Below are 17,127 nucleotides of genomic sequence, written 5' to 3' on the forward strand. Positions count from 1 at the left end.
CGGCTGCCGGCTCAGGCGGTGCCGTAGCGCTCGAGGACGGTGGCGCCGATGCGCCGCCCGCACGCCAGCCCCTGCTCGTTGGCGTTGCGGTAGTGGATGCCGCCGTAGAGACGCGACACCGCGGCCTCCTCCGCGGCCGCCCCGAAGGTCGGGTAGGAGCGGGCCGGGGCGCCGGTGGGCGACGGGTCGCTGAACGGCGCGTCCCCCAGGACGCCGCTGAGCACGGTCGCCGCGGCGCCGGACTGGGTCGCGTGGCCGCTGGTGTACTCCGGGAAGCACGGCGTGGGCACCGGGGAGAGCCACTGCGGGTCGCCGAGGTGGCGGCGGACGTAGGTCAGCGGCCGCAGCACGTCGGTGCGGAACTTGCTGGCCCAGCAGGACACGAACGCGTCGTGCTGGGACACCCCGAGCAGCAGCAGCGTGTGGGCGGCCAGGTCGAGGTCGGCGCCGCGCTCCTGCAGGGCCCGCGAGGTGATGCACAGCCAGTGCCCCGGCGGGCTGATCGTCCACTTCCCGTCGGCCCAGTGCCGCGCGATCGCCCGCTGGTCGTCGGTGAGCGCCGCCACGGTGTCCCGGACCTCGACGGCCAGCCGGTACCGCTCGCTGCCCGGGTCGGTCGAGAAGGGCGGCGGGTCGGCGGGGACGTCCACCTCCGCCAGCGCCAGGGTGGGCTTGGCGCCCCAGTGCGGGAGGACGGCCTGCTCGTGGTCCGGCGGGGTCGGCTCCCAGGAGTGCGGGCCCGGCGGTCGCACGGGCCGCACCTCGGCCGCGGGCACGGCCATGACCCGCACGTACCAGTCGAGGACGGCGGCCCCGATCGCCGCACCCGCCTCGCGGGCGGGTCCGCGGGACGCGGCCGGAGCCCGCTCGATCGCCGCCTCGGCCTCGGTGACGGCGGTGACGAGGACGGGGCCGGCGGAGTCGAGGTAGCGGCGCGGCAGCAGCCAGGCCAGGGCCGCGTCGGCGGTGAGCGCCGGGTCGGCGGAGGTCGGGCCGGGCAGCCGGAGCTGCTCCAGCGGGCCCGGGACGACGACCGCGCCGGGGCGGGCCGCGGCGGCCAGCACGATCCCCAGGACGGCGAACATCTCCGCCGCCGCCGGTGCCGGCGCGCCGTGCGCCTTCACCAGCGCCAGGTGGTGGCCGACCCAGCGGTGGGCGACGTCGGCCGGGACGCCGACCGCCGGCCGGGCGTCGGCCCGGGGTCGCGGGCGTACCGGCGCCGTGTCCTGCCCGGCCAGCCAGGCGCCGGTGCCGATCCCCGCCACCCCCAGCAGCCCGGCGCCGAGCAGGGTGCGCCGGGTGAGCACGCGGCGGCCGGCCGGGGCGTCGTCCCCGGGACGGCCCGCCGGGTCCGGTGGCACGGGCGCACCGGTCACGGGGTCGCCGGTCACGGAGTCGCCGGTCACGGGGTCACCGTCCCGCCGGCGCGGTCCCAGTCGCCGAGGTCGTCCCGGACGTCGACGTCGACGCCGGCGCGCACCCCGGCCACCCACTCCGCGTAGGCGGCGTCCTGCTGCTGCTCGGCGAGCTGCTCGGTGATCAGCCCGGACACCTCCTCGAGCGTCGCGGGTGCGCGCACCTCGATGACGTGCCAGCCGAAGGGGGTGGACACCGGCTCGAGCAGGCCCGGACCGGTGGCGTTCTCCACCGCCTGGTCGAAGGCCGCGACGTACTGGTCCTCGATCCAGGGACCGAGGTCGCCGCCGGAGGCCGCCGAGGCCTGGTCCAGCGACCGCTCGCGGGCGAGGGTGGCGAAGTCGGCCCCGGCGCGCAGCTCGGCCAGCGCGGCCGCGGCCTCCTCCGGCGAGGCCACGAGCACGTGCGCGACGCGCTTGCGTCCCTGCCACTCCGCGGCGTGGGCCTGCGCGACCTGCTCGGGCGCGACGGCCGGCGCGCCCAGCAGGTCCTCGACCTCCTCGCGCAGCAGGTCCTCGCCCAGCTGGGCGCGGACCTCCTCCTCCGGGTAGCCGCGCTCGGCGAGGAACGCCGCCCAGGCGTCCGGCCCGCCGCCGAGCTGCTCCTCGGCGAGCCGGTCGACGTGGGCGTCGAGCTCCTCGTCGGTCACCTCGGCACCGAGGTCGGGAGCGGCCGCCGACACCACGCGGACCTCGATGAGCTGGGCGAGGACGTCGGCCCGCAGCCGGTTCTCGACGGCCGCGTCGGTGGCGATCGCGGCCGAGACGTCGGGGTCGGAGGTCACCGTGGCCAGCCGGCGGTCGAGCTCGGCCTGTTCGACCGGCCGCCCGTCGACGACGGCGGCCGGCCCCGCGCTCCCGGCCGCGTCGCCGCCCGACGTGCAGGCGGTCGTGAGCAGGACGGCGGCGGTCAGGACGGCGGGCAGGACGGCGGCAGGGCGGCGGGAGAGGGCGGTGGGGCGCGGTCGGAGGTGCGACATGGGACGGGGCACGGCTCCTCTCGGGTTCCGGAGGTGCCGGGGCGGGTCGACCCGCCCCGGCACCGGCCGGGTCAGTTGACCTTGACGATCTGGCCGCAGGAGCGGATCTGGAACGTCTGCGGCCGGATGTCGCCCGGCTGCGGCAGGATCGGCACGTTGGCCCGGCGGATCGACACCGTGTTGACCTGGTCGATCGTCGTGGTCGGCTGGGTGCCGGCCAGGCTGCGGTTGCTGCCGAGGACCGGCAGCCAGGCGCCGATGAACATCCGCAGCGTCGAGGTGTTCGGGTCGCCGAGCGTGCCGTCGTCGGCGCACGGCGGGACGCCGTTCGTCGCGACCGGCACGGAGTTCACGCCGTAGCCCAGCGACACGTACTGGCTGAGCGGGTTGAAGCCGGTGCCGCTGCCGACGGCGCTGTAGCCGAGGCCGCCGGGGTTGGCGACGAGGGTCACGGTCGCCCGCTCCACCGCGCCGGCGGCCACCGGGACGATGTCCACGGTCGCGGTCTGGGTCGGGGCGGCCGAGGCGGGCGAGGCGAGGGCCAGCGGGACAGTGCAGGCCGCGGCGGCGAGGACGGACAGGAGCTTGGTGCGCATGACGGGGGACCTCTCGGGGAGAGCGGGCGACGGGGGAGCGGTGGTGTCCGGCTGCGAGGGGAGGGGAGCCGGGCGCCTGCCTCAGGCGGATGCCGGGTCGGTGGACCGGCGGTCCTGAGGGCGAGACGACGCATCCCGGAGGGGGCGCTGGGCGTCGCTCGGGGTCGTCTGCGCCTCACGGGCGAGAGGACGACGGGACACGCGGACGGGACGGTGGTGGTCCGCGGGGACGCGCAGCGGGGGAGCCGGTGCGACGCCCGGGGAGGTGCCGCCCGCCTCACCCCCCTGCGAGGAGTGGGAGAGGGCGTCGGACGGGACGGGGCGGGGCCCGCCGGGGACGTGGGCGAGGACGTCGCGGGCGACCGCGGTGACCGTCTGGCGCCGGTTGCGGGCCTGGGCGCGGAGCAGGCCGAAGGCCTCGGCGACGCCGATGCGGTACCGCTCGGCGAGCGCGCCCTTGGCCTGCTCCACCGGCGCCCGGGAGGTCAGCACCTCGGTCAGGTGCGCGGCCGTCTCCGCGCTGCGCCGGTAGAGGTCGGTGTTGGCCGTGACCGTCCCGAGCACCCGGGCCAGCGCCTCGGCGCCGGCCACGAGGTCGGCGGTGGGGGAGCGGTCGGCGTCGAGGTAGAGCTGGAGGGAGCCGAGCACCCGGTCGGAGCAGCGCAGGGGGGTGGCCACGGTCGCCCCGACCCGCAGGACCAGGGCGCGCGCGGTGTGCGGGTCACGGGCCAGCCGGTGCAGGTCGGCCTCGACGACGGTGCGCCCCTCGGTGACGGCCCGCAGGGCCGGGCCGTCCCGCTGCTCGGCCTGCAGGCAGGCGAGGGACCAGGCCCGCGGGTCCGACCAGCCGGCGACCACGACGCGGTCGGAGTCGCACAGCAGGCACGCCGCCCCGGCCACCCCGAGCGCGTCGGCCACCTCGCCGCAGACCGATCCGGCCAGGTCGCCGGACAGCAGCTCGGACAGGGGGGTCGAGGCGAGGTCGACGACGAGGTCGGTGATCGTGGCCGGGACTGCGCGGACGGCGCTGTGCATGGGTGCTCCGGCGGGGGAGGCGGTGCAGCGGTCACTGACCGTCTGCCCGCAACTCCGGCGCGTCATTCGGTTCCCGGGCATACCGGCGGCCGGCACCGCGGATGCGCCGTCGCGTATGGCAGTCGCGTATGGCAGGTGCCGGTCCCGTCCGGACGGCCCGTGGCCGTGTCCGTTGGAGGGGGTACGGCGGCCACCGCGCCGGCGTTCACCGCGGCCGGCCGGCCCGCTCGTCACCCGGCGGGTGACGCGGCCGGGGCGTCCGGCGGCCCGTCAGCGGAGGCCGGGGAAGCCCTCGGCGAGCTGGCCGAACGCCGTCCGCAGGGCGTCGGCGAGCGACGGCGCGGCACCCGACAGCCACGCCTCGAACGCCGTCGTGGCCGCGGCGCGGGTGGCCGTGGCGACCAGCCGGGGCACCAGCGCGGTGGGGCTCTCCCCGCCGCGACGCGCCACGTAGCCGGCGACCACCCGGTCGACGTCGGCGTAGCGCAGCTGGGAGTGCGCCTGTAGTGCCGGCTCGGTGAGGATCAGCCGCATCCGCTGGCGCAGGACCGGCAGGTCCTCCGGGGCGTAGTCGTTGACCTCGACGTAGGCGGCGAGGACGGCGGTCAGCACCGGGACGTCGTCGCCGGAGCGCTCGAGCAGCGTGGCCAGCCGGTCGACGTGCCCGTCGAAGTCGCCCCAGACCGCGTCGGCCTTGCTGCCCACGCTGCGGAAGAACGTGCGCCGGCTGGTGCCGGCGGCGGCGGCGATCTCCTCGATCGTCACCTGCTCGAAGCCCGCCGCGGTGAACAGCTCCAGCGCCGCCTGCTCGATCCGGGCGCGGGTGTCCTCGCGGGGGTCGTCCCGGCGGACACCGCGGACGGGACCGTGCAGCACGCTCACCGGCACATCCTGCCCCGCGACGGGGCGGAGACCGTACGTCCCGTGCCCACGGCTCCCCCTCGGTTGCTGGTGGCACCGGGTGCCCCTACGGTCCTCGGCATCCCGCTCTCCTGTGCTCCGGAGGTCCGCATGCCCGAGACGACCGCCCACACCGAGACCCAGGCCCGGACCGAGGCCCCGACCCCGGAGGTGGTGACCGAGGAGGCGCTGGTCGAGGAGTCCCTCGTCGAGGAGGTCTCCATCGACGGCATGTGCGGCGTCTACTGAGCCGACCGGCACCCTCGCCGTGACGAGCCCGACCGCGCCGGCCGCGGGCGCTCCCGCCCCGGCCGTCTTCGACTCCGCGCGCCCCTGGCGGCGGGCCCGCTCGGTGGCCCTGCGGCCGGAGCCGTTCGGGGCGCTGGCCTACCACTTCGGCAACCGGAAGCTGTCCTTCCTCAAGTCGAGGACGCTGGTCACCGTCGTGCAGGCGCTGGCCGACCACCCCAGCGCCGACGCGACGCTGGTCGCCTGCGGCGTCCCCGAGGTGCAGCGGCCCGCCTACGTCAGGGCGCTGGCCGACCTGGCCCGCTCCGAGATGATCGAACGGAGGACCTCGCCGCCCCCCACCGCTCGCACGCTCGGGGCGGGCCCCTGCAGCGAGGCCGAGACGAACGAGGAGCTCCTGTGACCGCCGTCGTCCCCGACCGGCCGGTGGGTGGCCGCCTCGTCGACCAGTTCGAGTACGGCCTCGACGCCCCCATCTGCCTGACCTGGGAGCTCACCTACGCCTGCAACCTGGCGTGCGTGCACTGCCTGTCCTCCTCGGGACGGCGCGACCCCCGCGAGCTCAGCACCGCCGAGGCGGAGGCCGTCGTCGACGAGCTGCAGCGGATGCAGGTCTTCTACGTCAACGTCGGTGGCGGCGAGCCCACCGTGCGGCCGGACTTCTGGCACCTGCTCGACTACGCCGTCGGCCACGACGTCGGCGTCAAGTTCTCCACCAACGGCGTCAAGCTGACCCGGGAGCGGGCCGCGCAGCTGGCGGCCACCGACTACGTCGACGTGCAGATCTCCCTCGACGGCGCCACGGCGGAGGTCAACGACCGCGTCCGCGGCACCGGCTCGTTCGCGACCGCCGTGCGGGCCCTGGAGAACCTCGCCGAGGCGGGGATGGAGGACTTCAAGGTCTCGGTGGTGGTCACGCGGGAGAACGTCTCCCAGCTGGACGCGTTCCGGGCGCTGACCGACCGCTACGGCGCCCAGCTGCGGATCACCCGGCTGCGCCCCTCCGGTCGCGGTGCCGACGTCTGGGACCAGCTGCACCCCACCCAGGCGCAGCAGCGCGAGCTGTACTCCTGGCTCCTGGCCAACGGCGACCGCGTGCTGACCGGCGACTCGTTCTTCCACCTGTCGGCCTACGGCGAGGCGCTGCCCGGGCTCAACCTCTGCGGTGCCGGTCGGGTGGTCTGCCTGATCGACCCGGTCGGTGACGTCTACGCCTGCCCGTTCGCCATCCACGAGCAGTTCCTCGCCGGCAACGTGCGGGGCGAGGGCGGCTTCCAGCGGGTGTGGCAGCAGTCGGACCTGTTCCGGGAGCTGCGCAGCCCGCAGACCGGCGGCGCGTGCACGAGGTGCGCCCACTTCGACGCCTGCCGGGGCGGCTGCATGGCGGCGAAGTTCTTCACCGGCCTGCCGCTGGACGGGCCCGACCCCGAGTGCGTGCAGGGCTACGGCGAGACCGCGCTGGCCGCCCGCGACGCCGCCCTCGCGACGCCGAGGAGCTCCCTCGACCACTCGCACACCGGGCCGGTGCGCGGCCAGCCGACGCTGCTCGGCATGCCCGCGCTGCCGCCGGCGAGGGCCTGCGACGAGTCACCGCTCGCGGGCGTGCCGCTCACCTGACCCCTCAGCGGGTCGGGGCCACCACGGTCGGCCCCGACCCGTCGGGCAGCAGGCCCGGGGCGAGGTCGGCCAGGGTCATGGTGAGGAGCAGGACGGCGAGCAGGGCGACGGTGAGCACGGGGCACCTCCGGTTGACGTCCCCCCAGCCTGGCCGCCGTCCCTGACCGGGCCCGGTGTCCCGCCTGGCAGTCCGCTGGGTGCCCCCGGCCCCCTCGCAGGGCCCCGGCCCGCGCGGAGCGTGGGCCGGGGGGCGAGGGGGTCCTTCATCAGGGCAGGTCGACGACGTCCTTCTCGCCGGTGTCGGGCCTGGCGCCGGTGGCCTTGGCCTTCACGAAGCTCAGCGCCGTGGCCAGCCGGTTGCCGGGGCTGTCCCAGTACTCCGCCGTGTCGCCGTCGACCTTCACGAGCACCACCGACGGGTCCTCGGGCCCCTGCGGCAGCCAGGCCTCGACGCCGCTGTTCCACAGCTCCTTCTTCTTCGCGACGTCGCCGACCACACGGGCGGTGCCGGTCAGGGAGATCCACGTGCCGCCGGAGCCGACGCCGACGTTGACCTGCGGCGACGCCGTGATGTGCGCCAGCCAGGGGGCGTCGTGCTCGGCGAAGAACCAGAGGTCGCCGTCGAACTCGACCTCCTGCAGCGCCATGGGCCGGCTGGTGAGCCGGCCGTCGGGCATCGTCGTGGTGAGGAAGCCGAACTTCTGGCCCTTCATGAGCTCGGCGACCTTGCGGGTTGCGTCGGGGGAGTCGGTGGTCATGCCCCTGCCCTTCCCCGATCCCGCCTGACGACACCGGAACCGCCGCGTGTCGGTGCGGCGACGGTCCCGTGAACTCGGCGGCGCGGCGGAATGGACCACCGCCGGGGCGACTTCGCCCTTCCGTGACGACGATCCAGGACCGGCCGACGACCGCACCACCCCCGACCACCGGCCGGCCCGGGACGGCGCGCACCGCCCTCACCCTCGGCGCCTTCGTGGCGCTGGGCCCGCTGACCGTGGACATGTACCTGCCGGCACTGCCGGCCATCGCCGACGACCTGCGGACCAGCGCCGCCACGGTGCAGCTCACCCTCACCGGCACGCTGGTCGGCCTGGCGCTGGGGCAGCTCGTCCTGGGCCCGCTGTCGGACGCCCTCGGCCGCAAGCGCCCGCTGCTGGCCGGCACGGCGCTGCACGTCGTCGCCTCGCTGCTGGTGCTCGTCGCGCCGTCGATCGAGGTGCTCGGCCTGCTGCGCTTCCTGCAGGGCGTGGGGACGGCGGCCGGCGCGGTCATCGCCCTCGCCGTCGTGCGCGACCTGTTCGAGGGACGCGCCGCGGCGACGATGCTCTCGCGGCTGTTCCTCGTCCTCGGTGCCGCGCCCGTGCTGGCGCCGACGATCGGGGGTGAGTTGCTGCGCGTCACCTCCTGGCGCGGCATCTTCCTGGTGCTGGGCGCCTACGGCGTGGCGCTGCTGGTCATGGGCCGGTACGCGGTGCACGAGACGCTGCCGCCCGCGCGGCGCCGCAGCAGCGGGATCGCCGGGACGCTGCGCGGCTACCGCGCGCTGTTCCGCGACCGCGTCTACGTCGGCCTGGTGCTCGTCGCCGGGCTGACGATGGCCGGCCTGTTCAGCTACGTGTCGGGCTCCTCCTTCGTCTTCCAGGACGAGTTCGGCCTCGACGAGCAGCAGTTCGGCCTGCTCTTCGGCGCCGGCGCGGTCTGGCTGATCGCGGCCACCCAGCTCAACCCGGTGGTGCTGCGGTGGTCCTCCCCGGCGCAGGTGCTCGTCACCGCGACCGTCGCGGGCGCCCTCGCCGGCGGGGTGCTGCTCGCGCTGGCCGGCACCGGCACCGGCGGGCTGTGGGGGGTCGTGCTGCCGCTGTGGGCGGTGCTGTTCGCCTCCGGGCTGGCGCTGCCCAACGCGCCGGCGCTGGCGCTGTCCCGGCACGGCGAGGCGGCCGGCACCGCCGCGGCGCTGCTCGGCGCGGTGCAGTTCGGCGTCGGTGCCGCGGTGGCCCCGCTGGTCGGCGTCCTGGGCAACGACGCGGTCGCGATGGGCGCCGTCGTGGTGGCCGCGCTCGTGCTGGCCATCGCCGTCCTGGCGGCCGTCGTCCGGCCGTGGCAGCTGCCCGTGGACGACGAGGTCCCCGCCGCGGTCCCTGCCTAGGCTGCCGCGGTGACCGACCTGGCCCGCGCCGTCTGGCCGGAGCTGCCCGGGCGGCCGCTGCTGGCCGTGCCGCTCGGCTCGGTCGAGCAGCACGGTCCCCACCTGCCGCTGGCGACCGACACCGTGGTGGCCGAGGCGGTGGTCCGGGCGGCGCGCCTGGACGCCGTCGTCGCGCCGGCGGTCCCGTACGGCGCCAGCGGCGAGCACGAGGGCTTCCCGGGCACCGTCTCGGTCGGCACGGACGCCCTGACGACGATGCTGGTCGAGTACGGCCGCTCCGCCTGCCGCTGGGCGGGCCGGCTGCTGGTCGTCAACGGCCACGGCGGCAACCTCGACGCGCTGCGCTCCGCCGTCCCGCTGCTGCGCGCCGAGGGCCGCGACGCCGCCTGGTTCCCCTGCGGCGTGCCGGGCGGGGACGCGCACGCCGGCCGCACCGAGACCTCCCTGCTGGCGCACCTGGAACCGGGGTCGGTGCGGACCGACCGGTCCGTCGCGGGCGTGACCACGCCGGTCGGCGACCTGCTGCCGCGGCTGCGTGCCGAGGGCGTGCGGGCGGTGAGCCCCACCGGCGTGCTCGGCGACCCGGCCGGCGCCTCCGCGGAGGAGGGCGCCCGGCTGCTCGCGGGGCTGGCCGCCCGCCTGTCGGCCGCGGTGGCCCGCTGGGACGTCGCCGAGGACGGGCGGCTGCGCTGAGTCGCGTCGGGGGCAGCAGGATGGCGGGGCAGCAGTCGAGGAGGAGACGCCGATGAGGCAGCAGCCGGCCGTGCAGCAGGGCCCGGGCACCGAGGCGCCTCCGCCCCGCGTCGCCGTCGAGGCCAACGGCATCAACGTGATCGCCGAGGAGGAGCGCCGCGGCGCCCCCCGCTCGCTGTTCTGGCCGTGGTTCGGCGCCAACGTCAGCGTGCTGGGCCTGGCCTACGGCTCGTTCCTGCTCGGCTTCGGCATCTCCGCGGTGCAGGCGCTGGTGGCCGGCGTCGTCGGGATCGTCGTGTCGTTCCTGCTCTGCGGCCTGGTCGCGATCGCCGGCAAGCGCGGCTCGGCGCCCACGCTCGTGCTCAGCCGCGCCGCGTTCGGCGTGCACGGCAACCGGGTCCCCGCGGCGCTGTCGTGGATCCTCACCGTGGGCTGGGAGACGGTGCTCGTCTCACTCGCGACGCTGGCCACCGCCACGGTGTTCGGCCAGCTCGGCTGGAGCGGCGGGACGGCGACCCAGGTCGTCGCGCTGCTCGTCGTCGCCGCGCTCGTCGTGGTCGGCGGCGTCCTCGGCTTCGACGCGATCATGCGGATGCAGGCGGTGATCACCGTGGTCAGCGGGGTGCTGACCGTCGTCTACGTGGTCCTGGTGGCCGACCGCGTCGAGTGGTCGGCCGTCACCGCCGTCCCGGCCGGCCCGGCGGCGGCCGTCGTCGGTGCCCTGGTCCTGGCCATGACCGGCTACGGCTTCGGCTGGGTCAACGCGGCCGCGGACTACTCCCGCTACCTGCCGCGCACGGCCTCGACCCGCGGCGTCGTCGGCTGGACGACGTTCGGCGGGGCGCTGGCCCCGGTGGTGCTGCTGGGCACCGGGCTGCTGCTGGCGGCGTCGGACCCGGAGCTGTCGGCCGCGATCGGTGCCGACCCGATCGGTGCGCTGGCCGCCCTGCTGCCCACGTGGTTCCTCGTGCCGTTCGTGGTCGTCGCGGTGCTCGGCCTGGTCGGCGGCGCGCTGCTGGACATCTACTCGTCCGGCCTGTCGCTGCTGGCCGCCGGGGTGCGCGTGCCCCGCGCGGTCGCGGCGGGCATCGACGGCGCCCTGATGGTGCTCGGCGCGATCTGGGTCGTCTTCCTCGCCGACGCGAGCTTCTCCGTGCAGTTCCAGGGCTTCCTGATCACCCTCGGGGTCCCGATCGCGGCCTGGTGCGGCGTCTTCCTGGCCGACCTCGCGCTGCGCCGCCGGGCCTACGCCGAGGCCGACCTCTACGACGCGCGCGGCCGCTACGGCGCCGTCCCGCCGGTGCCGCTGCTGCTCCTCGCCGCCGGGACGGTGATCGGCTGGGGGCTGGTCACCAACACCCTGGCCGGCTGGCTGGACTGGCAGGGGTACCTGCTCGGCCCGCTGGGCCTCGGCGGCCGGGAGGGCGACTGGGCGTTCGCCAACCTCGGCGTGCTGGCCGCCTTCCTCGTCGGGCTGCTCGGCACCCTGGCGCTGCGCCGCGGCGCCGTGCGGACGCAGGAGGCCGCCCCGGCGGTGCCGGGACGGCCTCCGGGGGCGTAGCGGGTCAGCCCTGCAGCGCCTCGGCGAACAGCGGCACCGCGTTGTCCAGGGCGTACCCCGTGCCGAGCACCGAGCCGCTGGAGAAGGCGTTGGCCAGCGTCTCGTCGAGCAGCACGGCGTTGCCCTGCTGCACCGAGCCCAGCGTCTGCCACAGCGGGTTGCCGGTGATCTGCGACGGCTCGACGAAGATCGGGAAGACGACGGTCAGCGGTGCGTCGAGCAGCGCGACCTGCTCGTCGGACACCGGCACGAAGAAGCTCTCCGTGGCGAGGTCCTGGACCGCCTGCTTGTTGGTGAAGCCGAGGGACTCCATGAAGTCGACGCGGGTGTCACCGCGGACGTAGGCGCCGAAGCCCTCGGAGGAGTAGGCGCCGACGGCGACCTCGGTGCCGTCGAACCCGGGGTTGGCGGCCGCGGCGTCGGCGATGCGCTGCTCGAGGTCGCTGCGCAGCTGCTCGGCCTCCTCGGTGCGGCCCAGCGCCTGCCCGACCAGGTCCAGCTGCTGCTGCCAGGTGGTGAGGTAGGCGTCCACGCCCTCGGGCTGGCCGATGGTCGGCGCGATGGCGCTCAGGGCCTCGTAGCGCTCCTCGGTGGCCGGCGAGCGGGTGTCGAGGATCAGGTCGGGCTCGAGCGCGGCGACCGCCTCGAGGCTCGGCTCGAGCGTCTCGACGATCTCCGGTGCCTCGTCGTAGCGCCCCTCGGCCCACGGGCCGACGCCCTCGCCGCCGAAGGCGAGCCAGTCGCTGGCGCCGACCGGCTGCACGCCGAGGGCGAGCGCGGTCTCGGCGTCCGACCAGCCCAGCGCCACCACCCGCTGCGGCTCCTCGGGGACCTCGACGTCGCCGAAGGCGGTGCTCACCGTGACCGGGAACGCACCGCTCCCGCCGCCGGTGGAGGACGACGGCGCGTCGGCCGCCGAGCCGTCGTCGCCGGACCCGCACGCGGCCAGCGCCCCGGCGGTCGTGAGGGTGGCCGCGACGAGGGCGGCGGACCGGAGCAGGGGTCGGGGCATGGCGGTTCTCCTCGATCGGTAGGAAGGCAAGCCTAACCTGACCCCGGTCGGCGTCCGCGGGCCGCTAGGGTCCGGCTGTGGCACCGCTCCCCGGCTGGCTGGTGGTCGTCGACCTGCAGCGGGTCTTCGGCGACCCGGACTCCCCGTGGACGACGCCGCGCTTCGGCGAGGTCCGCCCGCGCGTCCGCCGCCTGGCCGCCGCGTTCGGCGAGCGGGTGGTGTTCACCCGGTTCGTCGCCCCTGCCGAGCCCACCGGCGCCTGGGTCGCGTACTACGAGCAGTTCCCCTTCGCGCTGCAGCCGCCCGACGACCCGCTCTACGACCTGGTCGAGGACCCCGGCCCGGCCCGCGTGCTGACGGCCACCACCTTCGGCAAGTGGGGCCCCGGGCTCGCCGGGATCGTGGGTGAGGGGCCGGTGACGGTGGCCGGCGTCGCCACCGACTGCTGCGTCGTGTCCACCGTCCTGCCCGCCGCCGACGCCGGCGTGCCGGTCCGCGTGGTCACCGACGCCTGCGCGGGGTCCACCGACGACGAGCACGACCGCGCCGTCCACCTCATGGGCCTCTACGCCCCCCTGGTCGAGCTCACCACCACCGCGGCCCTCCTCGACGGGTGAGCACCCCGCCGCCACCGGACGCCCGCCTGCCCGACGGGTACGCCGTCCGCCTGGCCGCCGCCACCCGCCGGCTGGAGGGCGGGGCGGCGCTGCTCGGCGGCTCGCCGCTGCGGCTGCTGCGGCTCGCGCCGCGCGCCCGCGACCTGCTCGACGGCGACCGGCTGACCGTGCGCGACCCGGCGACGGCGGTGCTGGCCGCCCGCCTGCTCGACGCCGGGGTCGCGGTGCCCGAGCCGGCCGGTCCCGCGCCGGGTCCGGAGGAGGTCACCGTCGTCGTCCCGGTGCGCGACCGGCCGGACGGGGTCGCGCGGCTGCTGGCCGCGCTGCGCGCCGACCCGGCGACGGCGGGCGTGCGGGTCCTGGTCGTCGACGACGGCTCGGCCGACCCGGCCGCACTGGCGGCGGCCGCGGCCGGTGCCGAGGTGCTCCGGCACTCGCGGTCGCGCGGCCCGGCCGCCGCCCGCGACACCGGGCTGCGCGCCGCGACGACCGCGGCGGTGGCCTTCCTCGACTCCGACTGCGTGCCCCTGCCCGGCTGGCTCGACGTGCTGCTGCCGCACCTGGCCGATCCCCGGCTGGCCGTCGTCGCGCCGCGCGTCGTCGCGTTGCCCCCGGCCCGGCCGGGCTGGGTCACGCCGTACGAGACGGCGGTCAGCGCGCTGGACACGGGGCCCGAGCCGGGACCGGTGGCGCCGCTGACCGGCCTGTCCCACGTGCCCGGCGCCGCCCTGCTCGCCCGCCGCACGGCCCTCGGCGGGGGCTTCGACGAGCGGATGCCGGTGGCCGAGGACGTCGACCTGGTGTGGCGGCTGGTCGCGGCCGGCTGGCGGGTCCGCTACGACCCCGCGGCGCGGGTGGCGCACGAGCACCCGTCCACCACCGGGGCGTGGCTGCGCCGCCGTGCCGTCTACGGCACCGGGGCGGCGCCGCTGGCCACCCGGCACGGCGCCCTGGTCGCTCCGGTGGTGATCAGCCCGTGGTCGGCCGCCGCGCTCGGGCTGGGGCTCGCCGGCGGCCGGCCCGGCCGGGCGGCGGCCGCGGGCGTCCTGGGCGTCGCGGGCGCCCGCCTGGCGCGGCGCCTGGCCCCCGCGGGCGGCCCGCCGCCGTACGTGCTGGCGTGCGCGCTCGTCCTGCGCGGCACCGCCGCGGCCGCCCGCACGCTCGCCCGCTCGGCCACCCGCCACCACTGGCCGCTCACGGTCGCGGCCGCCGTCGCCTCCCCCCGGGTCCGGCGGGCCGCGGCCGCCGTCGCCGTCGCCGACGCGGTGCTGGCCTGGTGGCCGCACCGGGCCGCGGTGGGCCTGCTGCGGTTCGCCGCCGCCCGGCGCCTGGAGGACCTCGCCTACGGCGCCGGGCTGTGGGCGGGCGCGGTGCGTGCCCGGGACGCCCGCGCGCTGCTGCCGGCCCGCCCACCGGGCGGCTGACCTGCGGAGCGGGGTGTGGCGCGTACCGGGGAGCAGGGGTCACCATGGGCAGACCATGGGGTACACGTCGGGGAGCGCGCCGTGACCGGCGTCCGCCCGGAGCTGGCGCTCCCCGAGGGGCGGCCGACGCCCGGCCTGACCCGGCAGCTGCGGGCCGCGCACGAGATCCTGGTGACCCGCGGCGCGCCCGCGCCCCGGACCGCGGTGCGGCCGCTGGTGTGGGACTCCTGGCGGCGCAGCCTGGGCAGCGGCGTGGACCCCGACGGCCAGGGCCCGCCGGTCGACCTCCTCGACGACGACCTCGCCGCCTACCGCGCCGCCCACCCGCTCGCGCCGGTGCTGCCGGTCATCCGGCGGCTGCTGGTCGAGGACGCCGAGGCCGACCGGATGATCGTCGCCGTCACCGACGCCCACGGCCGGATGCTCTGGGTCGAGGGCGACCGCCGGCTGCGCGGGCTCGCCGAGACGATGAACTTCGTCGCCGGCGCCCGCTGGTCCGAGGACGTCGCCGGCACCAACGCCCCCGGGACGGCGCTGGCGCTCGACGCCCCGGTGCAGATCTACGGCAGCGAGCACTACCGCCGCCCGGTGCAGCCGTGGAGCTGCTCGGCCGCCCCGGTGCACCACCCGGTGACCGGCGTGCTGCTCGGCGCCATCGACGTCACCGGCGGCGACCACGTCGCCACGCCGCACGTGCTCACGCTGGTGCGCGCCACCGTGGCCGCCGTCGAGTCCGAGCTGCGCTGGCTGCACCGCGAGGAGCAGCGCACCGAGCCCCGCGCCCCCCGGCCCGTGCCGGTGCGGGCGGTCCCGCCGCTGCTGGAGGTGCTCGGCCGCGAGCGGGCGCGCCTCACCCTGCCGGCCGGTCCCGTCGAGCTCTCGCTGCGCCACTCGGAGCTGCTCCTGCTGCTCGCCGAGGCCGCCGCGGCGGGGGAGGGCCGCACCGCCGAGCGCTTGGCCGCCGAGTGCCACGCCGGCGGCACCGCCGCGGTCACCGTCCGCGCCGAGCTGTCCCGGCTGCGCCGCCTGGTCGGCGCCGACCTCCTCGGCTCGCGCCCCTACCGGCTGCTCGGCCCGGTGGAGACCGACCTCGCCCGGGTCCGCGGGCTGCTCGACCGCGGCGCCGCCGGCGCGGCGCTGGACGCCTACGCCGGGCCGGTGCTGCCCCGCTCGACCGCGCCGGGCGTCGTCGCCGCCCGCCGCCGGGCCGCCGCCGCGCTGCGCGGGGCGGTGCTGCGCAGCCGGCGCCCGGAGCTGCTGCTGCGCTGGACCGCGCTGCCCGAGGCCCGGGACGACGCCGCCGCCTGGCAGGCCTGCCTCGAGGCGCTGCCCGCGGGCTCCCCCCGCCGGCCCGCGGTGGCGGCGCACCTGCTCGCCCTGCGGCGCGCCCCCCGCGGCTGACCGGCGGTCGCCCCTCCGCGTCGGGAACAGCGGCGGCCCGCGGTGCCTTGCCAGGGTCACGTGAGTGCCCGCACCGCCGCCCCGCCCACCGCCGGCACCACGCTCGCGACCCCGCGGGTCGCGCCGGCGCTGGTCGCGCTGGGGCTGGGCGGCTTCGCCATCGGCACCAGCGAGTTCGTCACCATGGGCCTGCTGCCCGACATCGCGGCCGGCGTCGGCGTGGACATCCCGACGGCCGGCCACGTCATCTCCGCCTACGCCCTCGGCGTGGTGGTGGGCGCCCCGGTCCTCGCCGCGCTCGGCGCCCGGCTGCCGCGCCGGGGCCTGCTCGTCGGGCTGATGGCCGCCTTCCTCGCCGGCAACGTCGCGACGGCGATGGCGCCCGGGCAGACGACGCTGCTGGTCGCCCGCTTCGTCACCGGCCTCCCGCACGGCGCCTACTTCGGGGTGGCCTCGCTGGTGGCCGCCGCGCTGGTGCCGCCGGCGCTGCGCGGGCGCGCGGTCAGCTCGGTGATGCTCGGCCTGTCCGCGGCCACCCTCGCCGGCGTCCCGGCGGCCACCTGGCTGGGACAGGCGCTGGGCTGGCGCTCGGCGTACTGGGCGGTGGTCGTCGTCGCCGCGCTCACCGTGGCCACCGTCGCGGCCGTCGTCCCGGTCACGCCACAGCCGGCCGACGCCGGCATCCGCACCGAGCTCGGTGCCCTGCGGCGGCCGCAGGTGCTGCTCACCCTCGTCGTGGCCACCGTCGGCTTCGGCGGCATGTTCGCCGTCTACACCTACATCGCGCCGATCACCACCGACCTCGCCGGGCTCGCGCGCGGCACCGTGCCGGCCGTGCTGCTGGCCTTCGGCGTCGGCGGGTTCGTCGGCACCGTGCTGGGCGGCCGGCTGGCCGACCGGGCGCTGTTCCGCTCGCTGGTCGGCGCCATGGTCACCGTGCTGGTGCTGCTCCTGCTGGTGGGGGCCGCCGCGTCGGCCGGCGCGCTGCTGTTCCCGGCGGTCTTCCTGCTCGCGATGAGCGCCTCGGTGCTGGTCGTCTGCCTGCAGCTGCGGCTCATGGAGGTCGCCGGGGACGCGCAGATGCTCGGCGCCGCGCTCAACCACTCCGCGCTCAACGCCGCCAACGCGCTGGGGGCGTGGCTCGGCGGCGTCGTCATCGCCGCCGGGCTCGGCTACACCGCGCCGGGCCTGGTCGGCGCCGGCCTCGCGGTGCTCGGGCTGGTGGCCCTGTCGGCCAGCGCGCTGCTGCGGCGCCGCGAGCCGCGCGCCGCCTGAGACCGCCCTGCAACGGGGGTGCAACCTCGGCGCTGCGGCCGTCCGGGCGACCGGCCTCCGCAGGCGCGGACGCTGGAGCGCCCAGGACCCGCAGCCGCGGACCGGCAGCGGATCCCGGTGCAGGTAAGCGTGGCCTAAGTCACTCCCGCGTTGTCAGACTCCGCCGTGGAGCGCCCGCTCGGCCGGGCGCGATCGCCCCCTGCAAC

General features: G+C 77.3%; 17 protein-coding genes. 10 read left to right on the forward strand and 7 right to left on the reverse strand.

What is annotated here, in order from left to right:
- Positions 1 to 11: 11 nt before the first annotated feature.
- From BM165_RS13490 to mftR, 5 genes are all read right to left on the reverse strand, one after another.
- Positions 12 to 1,406 carry a vanadium-dependent haloperoxidase gene (locus BM165_RS13490; RefSeq protein ID WP_075014045.1) on the reverse strand — a complete coding sequence of 465 codons (1,395 nt, stop codon included), beginning with the start codon at positions 1,404 to 1,406 and terminating at the stop codon, positions 12 to 14.
- Positions 1,403 to 2,395 carry a peptidylprolyl isomerase gene (locus BM165_RS13495; protein WP_075014046.1) on the reverse strand — a complete coding sequence of 331 codons (993 nt, stop codon included), beginning with the start codon at positions 2,393 to 2,395 and terminating at the stop codon, positions 1,403 to 1,405. Before BM165_RS13495 ends, BM165_RS13490 begins: the two co-directional genes overlap by 4 nt.
- 71 nt (positions 2,396 to 2,466) lie before the next feature.
- The gene (locus BM165_RS13500) at positions 2,467 to 2,991 is read right to left on the reverse strand and encodes a hypothetical protein (protein WP_075014047.1); all 525 of its coding nucleotides are present in this window, start codon (positions 2,989 to 2,991) and stop codon (positions 2,467 to 2,469) included.
- 81 nt (positions 2,992 to 3,072) lie between these two features.
- Positions 3,073 to 4,026, reverse strand: a complete 954-nt coding sequence (locus BM165_RS13505) for a GAF and ANTAR domain-containing protein (protein ID WP_075014048.1) — start codon at positions 4,024 to 4,026, stop codon at positions 3,073 to 3,075.
- A 270-nt stretch (positions 4,027 to 4,296) separates the two neighbouring features.
- Positions 4,297 to 4,908: a mycofactocin system transcriptional regulator gene (gene mftR / locus BM165_RS13510; protein WP_244274219.1), complete on the reverse strand. Its 612-nt coding sequence runs from the start codon at positions 4,906 to 4,908 to the stop codon at positions 4,297 to 4,299.
- A gap of 129 nt (positions 4,909 to 5,037) precedes the next feature.
- Here mftR and mftA point away from each other — a divergent pair, with 129 nt between their 5' ends.
- Genes mftA through mftC form a run of 3 tightly spaced genes read left to right on the forward strand, consistent with a single transcriptional unit; the run spans position 5,038 to position 6,792 of the window.
- On the forward strand, positions 5,038 to 5,175 hold the full coding sequence (gene mftA, locus BM165_RS25195; protein ID WP_075014049.1) for a mycofactocin precursor MftA: 138 nt from the start codon (positions 5,038 to 5,040) through the stop codon (positions 5,173 to 5,175).
- A 19-nt stretch (positions 5,176 to 5,194) separates the two neighbouring features.
- On the forward strand, positions 5,195 to 5,578 hold the full coding sequence (gene mftB, locus BM165_RS13520) for a mycofactocin biosynthesis chaperone MftB (protein WP_075014050.1): 384 nt from the start codon (positions 5,195 to 5,197) through the stop codon (positions 5,576 to 5,578).
- Positions 5,575 to 6,792: a mycofactocin radical SAM maturase gene (gene mftC / locus BM165_RS13525; protein WP_075014051.1), complete on the forward strand. Its 1,218-nt coding sequence runs from the start codon at positions 5,575 to 5,577 to the stop codon at positions 6,790 to 6,792. Before mftB ends, mftC begins: the two co-directional genes overlap by 4 nt.
- Before the next feature lie 266 nt (positions 6,793 to 7,058).
- Here mftC and BM165_RS13530 read toward each other — a convergent pair whose 3' ends face one another.
- The gene (locus BM165_RS13530) at positions 7,059 to 7,550 is read right to left on the reverse strand and encodes a pyridoxamine 5'-phosphate oxidase family protein (protein ID WP_075014052.1); all 492 of its coding nucleotides are present in this window, start codon (positions 7,548 to 7,550) and stop codon (positions 7,059 to 7,061) included.
- 122 nt (positions 7,551 to 7,672) lie between these two features.
- Here BM165_RS13530 and BM165_RS13535 point away from each other — a divergent pair, with 122 nt between their 5' ends.
- Genes BM165_RS13535 through BM165_RS13545 form a run of 3 tightly spaced genes read left to right on the forward strand, consistent with a single transcriptional unit; the run spans position 7,673 to position 11,192 of the window.
- Positions 7,673 to 8,938 carry a multidrug effflux MFS transporter gene (locus tag BM165_RS13535; protein WP_075014053.1) on the forward strand — a complete coding sequence of 422 codons (1,266 nt, stop codon included), beginning with the start codon at positions 7,673 to 7,675 and terminating at the stop codon, positions 8,936 to 8,938.
- A gap of 9 nt (positions 8,939 to 8,947) precedes the next feature.
- The gene (gene mftE, locus BM165_RS13540; protein ID WP_075014054.1) at positions 8,948 to 9,631 is read left to right on the forward strand and encodes a mycofactocin biosynthesis peptidyl-dipeptidase MftE; all 684 of its coding nucleotides are present in this window, start codon (positions 8,948 to 8,950) and stop codon (positions 9,629 to 9,631) included.
- A 52-nt stretch (positions 9,632 to 9,683) separates the two neighbouring features.
- Positions 9,684 to 11,192 carry a purine-cytosine permease family protein gene (locus tag BM165_RS13545; protein WP_083427336.1) on the forward strand — a complete coding sequence of 503 codons (1,509 nt, stop codon included), beginning with the start codon at positions 9,684 to 9,686 and terminating at the stop codon, positions 11,190 to 11,192.
- A gap of 4 nt (positions 11,193 to 11,196) precedes the next feature.
- On the opposite strand, the gene BM165_RS13550 is transcribed toward BM165_RS13545, so the two are convergent.
- Positions 11,197 to 12,204: an ABC transporter substrate-binding protein gene (locus BM165_RS13550; protein WP_075014055.1), complete on the reverse strand. Its 1,008-nt coding sequence runs from the start codon at positions 12,202 to 12,204 to the stop codon at positions 11,197 to 11,199.
- Positions 12,205 to 12,281: 77 nt separating this feature from the next.
- Between BM165_RS13550 and BM165_RS13555 the strand changes: the two genes are divergently transcribed.
- The 4 genes from BM165_RS13555 (at position 12,282) to BM165_RS13570 (ending at position 16,921) form a co-directional block, all read left to right on the forward strand.
- On the forward strand, positions 12,282 to 12,821 hold the full coding sequence (locus tag BM165_RS13555; RefSeq protein WP_075014056.1) for a cysteine hydrolase family protein: 540 nt from the start codon (positions 12,282 to 12,284) through the stop codon (positions 12,819 to 12,821).
- A complete protein-coding gene (mftF, locus tag BM165_RS13560; RefSeq protein WP_075014057.1) occupies positions 12,818 to 14,245 on the forward strand; it encodes a mycofactocin biosynthesis glycosyltransferase MftF in 1,428 nt (475 codons plus the stop codon). The genes BM165_RS13555 and mftF overlap by 4 nt, the downstream gene beginning before the upstream one ends.
- An 81-nt stretch (positions 14,246 to 14,326) precedes the next feature.
- Entirely contained in the window at positions 14,327 to 15,646 is a 1,320-nt protein-coding gene (locus BM165_RS13565) for a sigma-54-dependent transcriptional regulator family protein (protein ID WP_075014058.1), read from the forward strand.
- Between the two features lie 60 nt (positions 15,647 to 15,706).
- The gene (locus tag BM165_RS13570; protein WP_075014059.1) at positions 15,707 to 16,921 is read left to right on the forward strand and encodes an MFS transporter; all 1,215 of its coding nucleotides are present in this window, start codon (positions 15,707 to 15,709) and stop codon (positions 16,919 to 16,921) included.
- Positions 16,922 to 17,127: the final 206 nt, after the last annotated feature.

The sequence above is a fragment of the Geodermatophilus obscurus genome (genome assembly GCF_900115395.1).
GTDB classification, from domain to species: domain Bacteria; phylum Actinomycetota; class Actinomycetes; order Mycobacteriales; family Geodermatophilaceae; genus Geodermatophilus; species Geodermatophilus obscurus_B.

What these genes read in the sequence shown, in the direction of transcription:
- BM165_RS13495 (WP_075014046.1), bottom strand. Translation starts at nt 2,395, where the DNA reads ATGTCGCACCTCCGACCGCGCCCCACCGCCCTCTCCCGCCGCCCTGCC.
- BM165_RS13500 (WP_075014047.1), bottom strand. Translation starts at nt 2,991, where the DNA reads ATGCGCACCAAGCTCCTGTCCGTCCTCGCCGCCGCGGCCTGCACTGTC.
- BM165_RS13505 (WP_075014048.1), bottom strand. Translation starts at nt 4,026, where the DNA reads ATGCACAGCGCCGTCCGCGCAGTCCCGGCCACGATCACCGACCTCGTC.
- mftA (WP_075014049.1), top strand. Translation starts at nt 5,038, where the DNA reads ATGCCCGAGACGACCGCCCACACCGAGACCCAGGCCCGGACCGAGGCC.
- BM165_RS13530 (WP_075014052.1), bottom strand. Translation starts at nt 7,550, where the DNA reads ATGACCACCGACTCCCCCGACGCAACCCGCAAGGTCGCCGAGCTCATG.
- BM165_RS13545 (WP_083427336.1), top strand. Translation starts at nt 9,684, where the DNA reads ATGAGGCAGCAGCCGGCCGTGCAGCAGGGCCCGGGCACCGAGGCGCCT.
- BM165_RS13550 (WP_075014055.1), bottom strand. Translation starts at nt 12,204, where the DNA reads ATGCCCCGACCCCTGCTCCGGTCCGCCGCCCTCGTCGCGGCCACCCTC.